Annotated in this window: 13 protein-coding genes and 1 pseudogene; 11 read left to right on the plus strand and 3 right to left on the minus strand. The window is 50.6% G+C overall.

The features are described from left to right. Positions 1 to 19: 19 nt before the first annotated feature. Positions 20 to 760: pseudogene (locus AC2FCQ_RS19285) on the minus strand (alpha/beta hydrolase); the annotation flags it as partial. Positions 761 to 768: 8 nt separating this feature from the next. Here AC2FCQ_RS19285 and AC2FCQ_RS19290 point away from each other — a divergent pair. The 4 genes from AC2FCQ_RS19290 to virB10 all read left to right on the plus strand — a co-directional run bounded on the left by AC2FCQ_RS19290 (position 769) and on the right by virB10 (position 4,876). Then, on the plus strand, positions 769 to 1,836 hold the full coding sequence (locus AC2FCQ_RS19290) for a TrbL/VirB6 family protein (RefSeq protein WP_490308829.1): 1,068 nt from the start codon (positions 769 to 771) through the stop codon (positions 1,834 to 1,836). Between the two features lie 214 nt (positions 1,837 to 2,050). Continuing rightward, on the plus strand, positions 2,051 to 2,734 hold the full coding sequence (locus AC2FCQ_RS19295; protein ID WP_490308828.1) for a VirB8 family type IV secretion system protein: 684 nt from the start codon (positions 2,051 to 2,053) through the stop codon (positions 2,732 to 2,734). Further along, positions 2,734 to 3,639, plus strand: a complete 906-nt coding sequence (virB9, locus tag AC2FCQ_RS19300) for a P-type conjugative transfer protein VirB9 (RefSeq protein WP_490308827.1) — start codon at positions 2,734 to 2,736, stop codon at positions 3,637 to 3,639. The genes AC2FCQ_RS19295 and virB9 overlap by 1 nt, the downstream gene beginning before the upstream one ends. A gap of 19 nt (positions 3,640 to 3,658) precedes the next feature. Next, positions 3,659 to 4,876, plus strand: coding sequence for a VirB10/TraB/TrbI family type IV secretion system protein (gene virB10 / locus AC2FCQ_RS19305; RefSeq protein ID WP_490308826.1), 1,218 nt, complete (start codon positions 3,659 to 3,661; stop codon positions 4,874 to 4,876). Between the two features lie 309 nt (positions 4,877 to 5,185). Here the strand turns inward: virB10 and AC2FCQ_RS19310 are convergent, their stop codons facing one another. After that, entirely contained in the window at positions 5,186 to 6,193 is a 1,008-nt protein-coding gene (locus tag AC2FCQ_RS19310; RefSeq protein ID WP_490308825.1) for a hypothetical protein, read from the minus strand. A 37-nt stretch (positions 6,194 to 6,230) separates the two neighbouring features. On the opposite strand from AC2FCQ_RS19310, the gene virB11 reads away from it, so the two are divergent. From virB11 to AC2FCQ_RS19345, 7 genes are all read left to right on the plus strand, one after another. Next, complete coding sequence (gene virB11, locus AC2FCQ_RS19315; protein WP_490308824.1) at positions 6,231 to 7,250, plus strand: P-type DNA transfer ATPase VirB11; 1,020 nt, start codon at positions 6,231 to 6,233, stop codon at positions 7,248 to 7,250. Further along, positions 7,247 to 7,645 (plus strand): cag pathogenicity island Cag12 family protein, encoded by a 399-nt coding sequence (locus AC2FCQ_RS19320; protein ID WP_490308823.1) that lies wholly within the window; start codon positions 7,247 to 7,249, stop codon positions 7,643 to 7,645. The genes virB11 and AC2FCQ_RS19320 overlap by 4 nt, the downstream gene beginning before the upstream one ends. A 47-nt stretch (positions 7,646 to 7,692) precedes the next feature. Further along, positions 7,693 to 7,995, plus strand: a complete 303-nt coding sequence (locus tag AC2FCQ_RS19325) for a TrbM/KikA/MpfK family conjugal transfer protein (protein ID WP_490308822.1) — start codon at positions 7,693 to 7,695, stop codon at positions 7,993 to 7,995. Positions 7,996 to 8,044: 49 nt separating this feature from the next. After that, positions 8,045 to 8,350 carry a dpoa decarboxylase gene (locus tag AC2FCQ_RS19330; RefSeq protein WP_490308821.1) on the plus strand — a complete coding sequence of 102 codons (306 nt, stop codon included), beginning with the start codon at positions 8,045 to 8,047 and terminating at the stop codon, positions 8,348 to 8,350. Positions 8,351 to 9,128: 778 nt separating this feature from the next. Continuing rightward, the gene (locus AC2FCQ_RS19335) at positions 9,129 to 10,865 is read left to right on the plus strand and encodes a type IV secretory system conjugative DNA transfer family protein (RefSeq protein ID WP_490308820.1); all 1,737 of its coding nucleotides are present in this window, start codon (positions 9,129 to 9,131) and stop codon (positions 10,863 to 10,865) included. 8 nt (positions 10,866 to 10,873) lie between these two features. Continuing rightward, a complete protein-coding gene (gene mobC / locus AC2FCQ_RS19340) occupies positions 10,874 to 11,677 on the plus strand; it encodes a MobC family replication-relaxation protein (protein WP_490308819.1) in 804 nt (267 codons plus the stop codon). After that, positions 11,670 to 12,719, plus strand: a complete 1,050-nt coding sequence (locus AC2FCQ_RS19345) for a DNA-methyltransferase (protein WP_490308818.1) — start codon at positions 11,670 to 11,672, stop codon at positions 12,717 to 12,719. The genes mobC and AC2FCQ_RS19345 overlap by 8 nt, the downstream gene beginning before the upstream one ends. 227 nt (positions 12,720 to 12,946) lie before the next feature. Here the strand turns inward: AC2FCQ_RS19345 and AC2FCQ_RS19350 are convergent, their stop codons facing one another. Further along, positions 12,947 to 14,272, minus strand: coding sequence for a hypothetical protein (locus AC2FCQ_RS19350; RefSeq protein ID WP_490308817.1), 1,326 nt, complete (start codon positions 14,270 to 14,272; stop codon positions 12,947 to 12,949). Positions 14,273 to 14,776: the final 504 nt, after the last annotated feature.

Raw genomic sequence — 14,776 nt, forward strand, 5'->3', positions numbered from 1 at the left:
TTCGGCCAGCGGTCACGAGCTATCTGAGATTGCCGCTAAAAAACTCAGTCAACTTTGCAAAAGGGATGACGTCAGTACGGTCATAAAGGTCTACGTGGCCCGCGTTTTTGACCCAATACAGCTCCTTGGGTTGACCCGCCAGACGATATGCCTCCTCACTGAACTCGCGCGAATGCGCTTGATCCCCGGCGATGAAGAGCATTGGCCGCGGCGAGATCGTCTCAATGTCGCTGAACGGGTAGAAGTTCATGAACTTCACGTTACTGGTTACGGTGGGCTTAGTCGTGCGCTCACTGGACGCGCCTGCAGGCGTCACCTCGCCGCGCGGTGTGCGGTAGAAATCAAAGAACTCACGCTGGATCGGATGGGTCTGTGCGTTGAGCACAAGATCCGTGCCACCGGCCACGGCGATTTCACCACCGGTAAATTCCACATAACGCTGTTGCGCGGCTTCCGCGATGATCTTCTTACGCTGCTCCAGAGTCTGCGAGTGGTTCAGCGCATCACGATTGGCGGCACCCATGTCGTACATACTGACCGTTGCAATTGCCTTGATTCGTGGATCGATCTTGGCCGCGCTGATAACGAAGCTGCCGCTGCCGCAGATACCCAGCCCTCCAATACGTTCACGATCGATGAAGGTCCGAGTACCCAGATAATCCACTGCCGCGCTGAACGCTTCCGCATAAATATCAGGCACCACCTCATTACGCGGTTCACCTTCACTCTCGCCCCAGAAAGGCTGGTCAATTAGTAGAGAGGTTCACTATGGCTGATCTCGGTACATTTGAATTTATAGAGAAACAGCTGATTGGTGGAATAACACAATCCACCAGTGGCCTGATGATGGAGTATTCTGCGATGGTTATGGGGCTGGCGGCGGCGTCAGCCACCCTCTATATCTTGTGGCGTGGATACCAGACCCTGGCAGGTAAGCTGTCTACGCCAGCGGAAGATGTCATGTGGGACATCATGAGGATGGCGATCATCCTGTCCTTTTTGGCAAATGTCAGCGGTTATCTTGACAGCGTTATCGACGCTATTCATGGTTTAAAGGAGGGATTTTCCGGCGGCGATAATATATGGCAGATGTTAGATACACTATGGGATAAAGCGAAGGTGCTCGGAAAAAAATTGCATGACATGGATAATTCAACATACGTAAAAGATGAAGGCATGACCGCTCAGTTTTATGTCTGGCTTGGTGTGTTTGTCTTAATGCTGGTCACCGCCTTTGTTTCAATGATTGCGGAGGTGATGATTTTACTTCTGAGTATTACTGCGCCCATCTTCATATTCTGTCTGATATATGGATTTTTACGACCCATGTTTAATAACTGGCTGCAAAATATATTTGCAGCCATATTAACGGTTCTGTTTTCAGCTTTATCATTAAGAATGGTTATAACTTTTATGACTAAAATATTAACGCAATCACTGGCCGGAGCTGCACAATCCAACATTGTAGAGTTAGGTGCTCAGGTCTGTCTGGCCGGTATCTGCGCGGCAATACTGGTCTACCTTTCCGCAAAACTGGCCGGAGCGCTGGCCGGGGCCAGTGCAACCGTATCCATGCAGGGGCTGGCGGCGGTGGGTATCGGCGCGGCGGCATTTGGTGCCGGGAAGCTGGCAGCAGGAGCCGGGAAGCAGACTTCCCGTACCCTTCAGGACAACATCCAGGGCTGGAGGGATGCCAGTGCGGGTAAAGCCGGTAGCGGTCCGGGATACAACGCAGCGCAGGCGCGTAAGAATGCGATTGAACAGATGATCGCCCGCAACGAAGCCCGGCGACTGGCGCGATCAAGAGAAACTGCCGTTCAGAAATTCCATCGTTAAACCTGTCATCCCCTGCTGAAATATTCCCGTTGATCCTCCCGACGAAAACATAACCTTGTTTTCATCTCACTAAGGAAACACCCCATGAAACGCTTGATTGCGCTGGTTTTGCTGTGCGCGCTTTCCGGATGCGCGCATTCCCCCCGTCCCTCAGCCTTTGGTGGTCAGGGTATCCCGGTGAACACCCCTCAGATAATGGCGGAGTTAAACAGTCATGAGTGAACAGACCCTCATTGCGGATTCCCGCACCTTTGAACAGCAGATGATTGAGCGGGACAAACGTGCCACAAAAGCCGGGTTTATGGTGGGCGGCGCGGGCCTGCTCACCGCCGTACTGGCGCTTACCGCCGTGGTGCTGATACTGCCCCTGAAACAGACGGTCGTGGAACTGTACACCGTGGATAATCATACCGGACGGGTGGAGCACGTCACCCGTGTGTCGAAAACCAGTCTGACGGCGGAGGCCGCTTATCAGAAGGCGATGACGTCCAGTTACGTCAGGCTGCGTGAACGGTACGTTTACCCTTCCCTGCAGGACGATTACACCACGGTACAGGTTTATAACAGTCTTCAGGTCAACAATGACTATCTGGCGCTGTATGCCGGAAAAGACGCCCCGGACAAGGTGTACCAGAATGGGACAAATACGGTACGAATCGACATTCTGTCAAACCAGATCGCCTCGGGCACGGATCCCGATAAAGTTGCCACCCTCCGTTACAAAAAGACTATCCGCCGCCTCGCGGACAACAGCACCCGCATCGAATACTGGGATGCCCGCCTGACATTTCACTCCGACCCTGGCAAAGAAATGAGCGATACGGAACGTGAGATTAACCCGTTCGGTTTTATCGTGACCAGCTGGCAGGCAGACCGTGAAATCCGGGGAGGTGAATAATGAAAAGCATCACTCTTATCCCGCTGGCGCTGATGGCGTGTGGCACGGCATGGTGCGCGGCCATCCCGCAGGCCAGCCGCTATGATGCCCGCGTTCAGCAGGTTGTCTATAACCCACTGAACGTTACTGTCGTCAGCACCCGGCCCGGTTTCATGACCACACTGGTCTTTGACAGCGACGAAGCGGTTATCAGTGCCAGACCCGGTTTTGAAGAAGCGTGGGAAGCCACACCGGACGCCAACCGGGTCAACGTCCGCCCGGTGGCGCTCGTTCAGGGCGCGCCCGGCACGGACGGTAACACCACGCAGGTGGTGATCCCCCCTAACAGCCAGGACTGGCATACCAACCTGCTGATCGTCACCACCCGTCGGCTGTACAACGTCGAGCTGAACGTCATCGATGATAAGTCACCGCAGCAGCCTGCTTTCCAGGTGAGTTACCGTTATCCGGGTGAAGCACAGGAAAAGGCCAGCCGTGAGACAGCGGTCAAAGCGCTGGAGCGAGAGCAAAAACAGCAGCAGGCTGATGTTCAGCAGGCCCTGAATGCCGCGCAGACGCCACGCAACTGGCACTACCTCAAGTATCCGGGGCGCGACAGCACCCGTATCGTTCCGGATTTCGCGTATGACGATGGCCGGTTTACGTTCGTGGGCTTCTCCCCGGCCAAATCTATTCCCTCCGTGACAAAAGAGCTGAACGGCCAGGAGCATGTGGTTAACAGTAGTATCCGCAGAAAAGGCAACTTCACCGTATTGGTCATTCAGGAGGTCACGCCCCGTCTGGTCCTGCGTTCCGGTAACGCCGTGGTCGGCCTGGAAAATCGCGGTTTCGGCAGAGTCCAGACCGCTGATGGTGCCACGGTTTCCCCGCAGGTTGAGCGGGTGGAAAAGCCCGCAACCCACTGACAACTGAGGAGTCATACTGATGAACGATGAACACCTGCATCCGGTGCCTGATGGCTCAGTGCCTTCTCCGGCACAACGAGATGATGATATTGCCACGCTGGAGCGCGAGGCCCGAGCAAGGCGGGAAGCGACGCTTCTCACCGCGCAGGACGATGAAGAGAACGACCCGCTACAACCCGCCGTCAACAAACTGAAAAAACGCAGGCGCGGGAAAGCCACCGCTTTTCTGGCGCTCGCCGCCGTTGCGCTGATTGCACTGGCATGGGCAGGCAACTGGGTATACCGCAATCTTCTCTGGCAACCCGGTGAAGAAAAGCGGCAGGATGCTGCGCCACAACCGAACCGCAGCGATTACCGGCAGCGTACCGATCTGGGTACGCAAGATACCGGAGCAGAAGCATCGGAACCGGCAGAAAACAGCCCGCGCATGACGACAGCCCCGAAGCCTGAAATGCCGCCTCAACTCGATAAAGCCCATTTTCTGGTTCGGCGCGATGGTTCAGCCGCTGCGGCCCAAAACCCGGTCCGGACCCGGCAGCAGGAGATGACGCAGGCGGCTTCTGCCGGACAGCAACCAGACACCACGTCGCCACCGTCGGAACCCTCCCCGGCAGCAGTCCGGCGTATTCCTTACAACCCGGACCTGTACGTCCCGGAAAATACCGCTATTCCCTGTTCACTGGATTACCGCTTTGTCTCGGATCGGGCGGGGAAAATCCGCTGCACGATCGCCGAAGATATCTGGAGTGCCAGCGGTAATACGAAGCTGATTGAAAAAGGGACCACCGCCACGGGCATTTACCAGACAGGCGCAGAAACAGGAATGACGCACGGACAGGGACGCGCCTTTCTCGTCATCACAAAGCTGCGTACCCGCCTGCCCCCTTATCTTGATATTCCGCTGGTCGATACCCGCGCTGCCGGAGAGCTCGGCGAGGCTGGCGTTGATGGCTGGATCGACACGCATTTCAGGGAGCGATTCGGCGGTGCATTACTGGTCGGTATGATCCCTGATATTGGCGCATGGGCATCCAACAGCGCCGGTCAGAAAGATCGTAACACGGACTATACCGAAAATAGCCGTCAGGCGATGGCGGATATGGCACGTACCATACTGGAAAACAGCATCAATATCCCACCAACTCTCTACAAAAATCAGGGTGAGATCATCAATCTGATCACCGGACAGGATATTGATTTTTCCGGCATCTATACGTTGAGGATGAAGAGTGAATAATCGAAAATTTCTGTTTGGCGTCACCGCGACAGACGTCATCGTAAGGGACGATTACAACAATGCCGTAGTCAACGACGTAATGTCACACCTTAGCGGGATCAGGAGAATAGTCATGACATGTTATCGTGCCGGGGGCGCATTGACAGAGCTCATGATTGACTCAGGAGAAGGACAAACGTTCTGCCTCACCATCTGTGAAGGTCCTCTGGATGCACCACCTGTTTCCTCAGACGATATCCGGCTGGAACATAAGCAGATATCGCTGCCTGATGTCACCGATATTATCATTCTTGTGACGACATTAGCCCGCTATGCCGGACTATCCCCCTCCTGCTCCGTTGATGGAGAATCATCTTCCTTGCTGGAGTTCAGCTCGTAATAAATCGCCAGTTGACGCAGCTTTGATATTTCTAGGTTGATAACGCTTTTCCCTGTGCTGTTTTCCCGTTCAGAAACAACCGGATTGAGCAGAAACACACGGAAATATCTTACGTTTTCTGTGTCCAGAATTTCATCGATATAATGACCAAACCGGCCTTTCGCCATCAGATCTTTACTGACGTACAGGCGAACAGGTTTACCCTCATGTTTATCAAAGAAATTAATAAGAAAACCCCGCCCATACCGATGCATCAGGGTCCCACCGCCATAGATGACGCCCGCGTACGGGTTAGTCAATCCTCGCTGAATATGCGTTATATATTCATGAAGATAGACCTGATTGTGGTGCATGATCCTGAGTCTCAACGCCCTGAACTCATCCTGAGGCAGCGTTTCTTTCGCTTCCTGCCATGTGTCGATAAGTCGCTGAAGCTGGTTAGTTCGCGTATAGCGGCTCCAACGGGGCTCTTCACCTGTACCGGGCTTATCATCATCCCCGTCAGGTTTTTTTACATATGCAGGAGTAGCAAGCTTAGCGGGATCGGCTGGCTCACCATCAGGATCATCAATTGAAGGATCAAAGCAGTTGATATAGTCCGTCAGCTTTTGCTTGGCTTTTCTTTCCGTGAAATCAGCTTCTGATTCGTCCGGACGTCTGTCCTGATCGGCATCTTCGGTGAACTCGACCCATTCACATCCGAACTTGTGAGGATGGGGTGAACGGAAGTGTGCGGCCTTGAATTTTTCACCATCTTCAGCTTTGACGTGATAGTTAACGCCACTGATGGTGACATTACAGTTGCGATCGCTACAGGAAAAAGTGAACCGCTTTCTTTCTTCCGGCTTTCTGGAAAAAAATTCCGTTCGCGCTTCATCAATAGACAAGAAGCGCCCCAGTTCATGGCAATAAGCGAACAGTACCTTCGTCTTCGACATGCTCCCTCCACACATTTATCCGATTCAAGGATATCACATGAAAAACCTCTCTCTCGACCGCTATAAGCAGCGATATTTTGGCGATTTTCTGGCGCTTACCGGACTGACGGAGATCGCCGTTAACCGTCCAGGTGAGCTTTTCACCAAAATTAACGGCATTTGGGAACAGCACACCGTTCCGCTGGATTATGAGGGCTGCTACAACTTTGCCAGATGCCTGGCGAAGCATCACGGCGACAATATCGAAGATATCAAGCCGGGGCTGTCAGCCACGCTGGAATCCGGCGAACGTTGTCAGGTTATTGTGCCCCCAGCCTGCGAGCGTAACACGGTGTCCATCACCCTGCGTAAACCCTCACAGGTGCAGATCCCGCATCAGGACTATATTGCCGCCGGGTTTTATAACCGGGTGACGGGCACGGAAAAAACGCAGACGCACGATCAGGAATTACTGGCCTTATATAACGCGAAGGACATTCCGCGCTTTATGGAGAAATGTGTGAAATACGGTAAAACCATTGCGGTGGCCGGGGAAACCAGTACCGGTAAAACCACCTATATGAAGATGCTGATTGGTTATATCCCCCGCCATCTGCGTATTACGACCATTGAAGATAATCCGGAAATCACCTTATTTATTCATAAAAACTACGTCCACCTTTTTTATCCGTCGGAATCAGCAGATGAAAAAGGGTCAATTGTGACGCCCGCCAGCCTGTTGCGCTGGAATTACCGTATGAATCCCGACCGCATACTATTAACCGAAGTACGCGGCGGTGAGGCCTGGGATTTTCTCAAGATAACCGGTTCCGGCCATGAAGGCAGTATGACCTCTATCCATGCCGGTTCAGCAATGGAAGCGGTAGACGGGTTTATTACCCGCTGTTATGAAAACCCGCAATGCGCCCGACTCCCTTACACCTTTATGTTACGCAAGGTGCTGGACAGTCTGGACGTTATCGTGAGTATCGACCTGGACGGTAATGTGCGCCGGATGAATGACATTTATTTCCGGCCACTGCACCGCCGCGCCTTTTTTGAGGAGATGAAAGCATGATGAAAATTATCAATATGCTGCTATTTTCGCTGCTACTTTCCGGCTGCTCTTCACCCCCGCCACCGGTGCCTGTTGAATGGGATAAACCGGGCCAGTCAGTCAATACCGGTTTACCGCAATGGCGGGAAAACCCGGTTATCATTCCATCTCCAATGGTTAAAGATAAATGGTTATTATCCATTCACGCACGGAATTTTAATGAGACACGCTGGACGCTCGCCGTATTTTACGCGGTCTCCCACTCAGCGCGTATTATTGTTGCAGCGTCATCAGGCGCAGAATTCTTTACTGCAAAAAACTGGCTCCGCCGATATGGCGCAACAGGCGTTATTGAATATCAGCCTGTCTCTGACTGCCTGACATGCAGCGACACCCGTATTTATTTTTCACATTAAATCCTCCCCTCACATCCTGAAATTAATCCTAGGCTAAGGTATCCATCATGAAATATTCCGTTATTGCGGCGGCAGTACTGTGCATTGCTGCCGGGACGCCTGTTTATTCTTTCGCTGCCGACCCGTGCGAAGTGGTGCTTTGTATGTACGGTAAGGCAACCGGAAACAATGGAGGAAGTGAATGTCGTTCTGCGGAGCGTGCTTTCTTTAATATCGTCAAAAAGAATAAACACGGTTTCTTACCCAATCACACGCTCAATTCCAGAAAAGCTTTCTTGGGAGAATGTGCCAGTGCTGAACCGGAGGCGGTGAATAAAATCCTGTCCAGGTTTGGCAGGGTCAGAGGCTAATACAATACTGCCGTTATCTTAATGTATTTCCCTGCATGGAGACACAAAATTGGATAAAGAAGACCTGTTTATTTCCAACATTCACTCAACGCATCACGACAGAATATCTGTCACGTGTATCTATAATTCTCTGTCAAAAAAAGCACATCAGGGATGCGGACTTTATTACGAGATATATGAGAGCCGATTTATCGGTTTATTGCGACATCATCTGTCACAGCTTAATGAATCGGACGCAGAGAAGCTCAGGCGGTATGCCGAAAGTCAGGGAACGAAAATCGATGATGAAACTTACCATGCGGCATTAAACGCGGACCGGGAATGCCGGGCTGAAATAGCCCGCGAACAGATGTGAATCACAAACATTGATAATGTATCGAATGACGCCACAGACTGACAGACGGCGGGTTTCAGGCGTGTTTATTTTTGGCTTCAATTTCGGAGAAATTGCTAAGCCGTAAAATAAGCACGTGGAGCGTGGGCAGAAAATTCAATTTCGGAGAAATTGCTAATTTTCAGGCACCGCGCCCACCTGCGAACATTCGCCCAAAGCGAATTGAGCAGGCCGAGGGAGCCGAATAAATTTCGCCGCCCCAGCGAGCGAAAAGCTGTCGCCCACGACAGCGGTTTATTTGGGGGGCTTGCCCCGCACACCGTCAAGCCAGGTTATATTTCCCGCCCCAGCGGGGAATATAACCGATCAGGCGCGACCAACCCCTTTAAAGCAGCGTTCCCGTTTTTTGGAGCTTGCGAGAAAAAACAGGCGAAACGCGCGTCTTAAAGGGGTTGGTCGCGCGTAGCGGGCGACGGTGTGCCGCCTTTGACCTCGGGGGTTTTGGCGCGGCGTCCAGCCACGACATTACCCCCATGTGACAGGCAGTAAGGGCGTTCAGCCCGAGCGTAATATCACACGCCGTTGCCGTCATTCGGGCGTTTCAGGGGACTGACGACCACGCGTCGGCTGTTTTCTGAAAGCGCGGATCACGGGCATGAGCGTCGGAGACGTTCAGTACTTTTCATCCTTTTTATGGGCGTCATCAATAGGCGTCGCGCATGGGCGTGGGGTTTAACGTCCATCGGTGACGCCCATGTGATGCGCCCGTCACACCGAAATCAGGCCGGAGATCACTGCAATGGGAACTCATCTGATGCAAAGGCTGAATGCCTTTTCGGATGCATTTTCTTTTTTTCTGCTGTGGCTGCAATACAACCCGGTAATATTGTCCATATTGGCCGGGCTGACGCTGCCATTCATTTTTCATCTGCCACGTGAAGAAAGAAAAAATGCCCCCTTCTGGTTAAAATCGGTGGCGGGTGTATCCACCTTCTTTTTCATATTCGGCACCCTGTCACCGCTGACCATTCAGGGGCTGAGTTTTTTCTTTAAAGTACTCGACAATAAAATACTGCTCAGATTATCACTCTGGATACTGACTGTCGGATTTACGCTTGCAGGTCTGTCTTTTCATATTGCAGCCCGAAGATTGCTGACAGGTGAAATCGATACCCTCAAACACCGGATGATTAAAAAAAGTAAACTGGAAAGAAATGTCAGAACGGATGTTCGTGAAGTCAGGGACATGTTGCCTGACAGCATTGCGTATAATCCGCTGGATTATATTGACCTGAATAACGGTATCTTTATCGGGCTGGACAAAGATGATCAGCCGCAATATATCACCCCTGAAGAATTTCAAACTCAACACGCCGACCTTATCGGCACCACAGGGTCCGGCAAAGGTGTCAGTGCCTGTGTGCTGCTTTATCAGGCAATACTTTCAGGTGAAGGCGTATTTGTCGAAGATCCTAAAAATGATGAATGGGCACCGCATGTACTGCGGGAAGCTTGTCAGAAAGCGAATAAACAGTTTGTTCTTATTAACCTGAATGACCTTCATTTCCAGCTTGATTTACTGGCTGATATTTCTCATGAACAACTGGAGGAGCTGTTTAATGCCGGTTTCAGCCTGGGTAAAAAAGGCGAAGGTGCTGACTTTTACCGTATCGCCGACCGTCGCGCAGCCAGAAATACGGCAGCTATTTACGAAAAGGGAATGACGTTACGCGACTTATTTAACACTGACTTTGTGAAATCCCTCAGTGAAGATGTGCCTGCTTTTTATGGCGAGCTTGAAGAAATCGCTTTAGTGAGTTCCATTAATGCCAATAAGGGATTTTCCTTAAAGACCATTTTTGATGAAGGCGGATGTTGCTACATCATCGGCTCAATGCGTAATCAGAAAATCATATCGGCTCAGCGCATGATTTTAACTCGCCTGATTCAGATAGCCGAAACGCGTGACCGGATAAAAGGCAAACCTCGCCCGGTCGCTATTTTCCTTGATGAACTCAAGTATCACCTGTCCCGCCCTGCGCTTGAAGGACTTGGCGCAGCGAGGGATAAAGGCGTGCATATCATCATGGCTCACCAATCGGTAAAAGATTTGTATGACTGTCCGGCAGATCTGGAGGGTGACGCCGTTGCCGGTTCGGTGATTGAGAACTGCAAGTTTATGCTGGTTTATCGCCTTCGCGATCCGGACACCGCCGATTGGGTGGCAAGGATGACCGGCTCTATTCTGGTAGACGATGAAATGAGGAAAGTGAAAACGGATATATCCCTGACGGAGAAAATGGAAACGGACAGGATGATCCGCCAGGCTGAACGCTATTATATCGACAGCAATATGTTGCTTAACCTCCCCCAATTTGTTGGTTTTGTTTTTACCCAGAATGATCTGGCGAAGGCAACCAAACTATTCCATATACCGGCGAAAAAGCAATATATCGACCTGCTTTCGTTTGAACATAAACAAAGCCTGCATACCGAAAAAGAAAGCCCGACCCACAAACCCTCCATTAACCTGTGAGGCTATCAATGCTTATTCATAACGTTGCTGCAAGAAATGAAGCCACAAAACGGAGAATGCGGGAATTGCTGTATTTTCTCAAGGAAGAAACATTCTCTGATTTCCGGACCTTAAAAAAAGTTGTCGGCTATAAAGGAAAACATAACCATGCGATGTATAACCTGCTTAATAAAGTGGTTGCGATAGGCCTCCTGATTAAATACGAATATCCGGTATTGACCGGGAAAAAATCATTGTGGGGGATCACCATGCAGGGACTGGCAATGGTGGTTAGCGCTAATGACAATGTTTTCCCCGCCTATTTTGAACCGGGCAAACTCAAAAACTCGACGCTGGAACATCGACTGTTAAACCAGCGGGTAAGGATCGCGCTTGAAGAAAAAGGCGGTACAGGCTGGCTGAACGGCGATCGGGGAGAGTTTATGTCGCGGTACCCGGGTGTCCGGCACCGACCTGATGGCATTATTACCTTAAGCAGCGGTGCCATCGTCGCAGTGGAAACAGAGCGGTCGATGAAAACCCGCGCCCGTTACATCAGCATTATCAACAGTCATCTCGCCGCCAGCGACGCCGGACGCTGGCACTATGCCATGTATGTTATGCCGGATGATAAAACGAAAGAATCGCTGGTCAGGCTGTTTGGCAGCGTCAGAACGGTGATGAGAAATAGTGTTCCCGCTCCGTTTGATGCGAAAAACCGCGAGATGTTCCTGTTCCGCACCATAGATGAGCTGGAAGAAAAAATCAGTGATAAACAGGGTACCCCCTCTTCATCAGTTGGTGGTGATAACGGAAGGGAACGCCATGGATGACATTTTGACTCATGGCGACTGCCTTGACGTACTGCGCAGTATGCCAGACAACTCTGTGGACAGCATTGTGACCGATCCGCCATATGGTATTAAATTCATGGGGAAGACGTGGGACTATGATGTACCTTCACTGGCGATCTGGGAAGAATGTCTGCGTGTACTCAAACCCGGTGGTCATCTGCTTTCGTTCGCGGGCTCCCGCACTCAACACCGAATGGCAGCGCGTATTGAGGATGCGGGGTTTGAAATACGTGACATGATCGTATTTCTCTATGAGACCAGCAATGCTGCCCAGGTCCTCATTGAAAGTTTGTCGACGGATCAGCTCAAATTGCTGGACGCGACATTTGGACGTGACGGAATGCTGGGCTGGGTATACGGTTCGGGCTTCCCTAAATCTCACCACGCGTTAAAACCAGCACTGGAGCCGATTACCCTTGCCCGTAAGCCATTCAAAGGGTCTATAGAATCGAATCTGTGCGCGCATGGTACCGGCGTTCTGAACATCAGCGAATGCAGGATCCCTCTGGCAGAAGGAGAATCCCCCTATGATTATCCAAATGGACCGGGGGGTTCCGATCCCAACCACATGTGGCGAGGCAGAAATAAAGGTGATGGCGGTATCGCCAGACAAGGAAGCCCTGATGGTCGCTGGCCTGCCAATCTTATCCATGATGGCAGTGATACAGTACTTGCTATGTTCCCGTATATGCCTCAGCAGGTAGAAATTAGCAACGCCAGTCGGTTCTTTTATTGTGCAAAAGCCAGCAAAAAAGACCGTGGTGAGGGTAACAATCATCCGTGTGTAAAGCCCACCGAACTGATGCGTTACCTTTGCCGCCTGGTTACGCCCCCGGGCGGCACTGTACTTGATCCCTTTATGGGGAGTGGAAGCACCGGCAGAGCTGCGGCGATGGAAGGTTTCTGTTTCATCGGTATTGAACGCGAGGCGGATTATGTGAAAATTGCTCGCAGGCGTATTGCGGCAGCACGGAGTACCACGGTTCGTTCTGGTGATGCAGGAAGGCACATTGATAAATGATGTGTCAATCCTACTGGGTTTTAACCAGTGGCACGGATGCCCGGATGTTCTTTATCCATATTTCGTCATCACCCAATAGCACATAATTGAAACTAGGTTAAATACATTAAAAAGTGCGTTGAACTAAAACCGGTGTGATTATAATTCCTCACGACGCTGGCATTTTCTAGCCTTACACACCCCTGACGCCTAAGACTTATCTTCGAGCCTTAGGCGTCAGGGATTGATTATCTTATGAAATGATCGTAAGCCGCTTTGACTCCGCTAGGAACACTCGCTGGATCAATCAAAGCGAGGGTGGCTTTGAATCTGGCACGGCATGACGATAATGAGTTTACGCGGCGCCCAAGACTATTGTCATTATTGCCTGCTAAACGAATCATTGTTGCAATTTCCCTTGGGGAAAAGTTACGAATTAATTGTTCGTAGCTTGTAGCTGCGGCCCAACACACACCGTAACCATTGCCAATGTAGCAGCAGACGACTACTTGGACGAATTGCTCTTGTGCTGTTTCGGGTACCGCTCCGTGCAGCGACAGTTCTAATAGCCGCTCTGCAAATGGCGGCTCGTTGTAGAAATTATTTGTTCCATTATGTACATTCCAAAGTCGTTCAATCGCTCGGTAGAAGACAGCATGTTGCTCTGACTCATTTAGCAGAGTCAAAAGACCAAGTTTCTCGAAGAATTGAAGAGATGCCGCATGACGTGGCTCATCTCCTTTTGCTGCATATTCGCTATGCTTGTTGACGAGTTCAGAGCGCAGAGATGCAGTAAAAATTTCTTTCAGTGAGTTGCTTATATCAAGTGCGTTCAAACGCGACGGTTCTGATGTGTTTGGGTCGCAATAGACGCCATGCACCATTCCAACCAACATCTGACGCTGAGCATCGTGTGTAGCTGTGAGCCTTTGCACCCACACGTCATGCTGATTAGCATTAAATCTTGTACCTTTGACTGCTGAGATGAATGCCCCAATGTCTACTCCTCTCGGGGAGGATGCATCAGCTAGTGCATAACGAACGCATCGGTTCAAAAACGTTGTAAACTCTCGGTCGTTAACGCTGCCCATTGTCGGATGGGCTGCCGAAAAGTTATTGCGAACATCGCGACATTGGTCAAGAAAAAAGAACCCATCTTCGTTAACTAGGTTTAGCTTGAGTGCAAGTTCAAGGAGCCGGCTATCTTGGAGCTCCAGTAGATGCTTTTCTTCGAAGTCCGATTGCTGGATCTGCGCGACGATAGGTAGACCAAAGTTCCTTACCTTTGTTCTTAGTTGGAGGATGGCCGCGTTCCATGCGTAATTCATTGCCCCGTCAAATAGACCAGTGCTAACAGCAACACACATTCTGGCGACCAGTTCCCCCCGAAGGTTTGGTGGAATTTCGCGCAGCTCACGGGGAAGGTCGCGCCATGCATGCTGAATTTCCTCATCGCTCGCCAGGACATGGCGGGGAATCCCCAATGATGTAGTGAGTTCGGAAATAGCAGGCAGAACAGCCGTTGGTAAGGCAGGAAGCATTGGTTCTGGCGGTGTAGGGGCGGATGCTGACAATTTAAGACTCCTTATAAGCCGCTTTAGTTGTGATTCCTAAATTAAATTAAAGAAATTTCAGAATAAAATTCTGAGCAATTGCAAGTAAGTTGACTACTCTTATGCATTTAAATCGGCAAGCATCACTTAATTAATTGATTTTAATGAATTAATTCAGCCACTACAAGATGAAGGAACCTCATCCGAATGGTAGCACTGATGCAAATGCGGACATTTACTTGAACATCAAATAAGATACTACTTATTGATATATTGATTCTACTCAACACGTTTATAATATCAATTTAGTTTTTTATCGTGAGTAGTAACTTGACCTCCCATATCCCATGAGGGAACCCAACTGGTATGTAGAGCAGGCCTCAAAAAAATATCTTCATGCACATACCAAAGCTTTGGCTGCGTGACCTGCTCCACGATGATTAAATGCGAACTTCCGCTTTTCGTTCGTTGTCGGCTGTCAGGCTAGACCGTCTTTTTACCAGAACACCGCCGGATGAAGTCTGA

Source organism: Serratia sp. CoH_134_PS_4 (genome assembly GCF_058190535.1).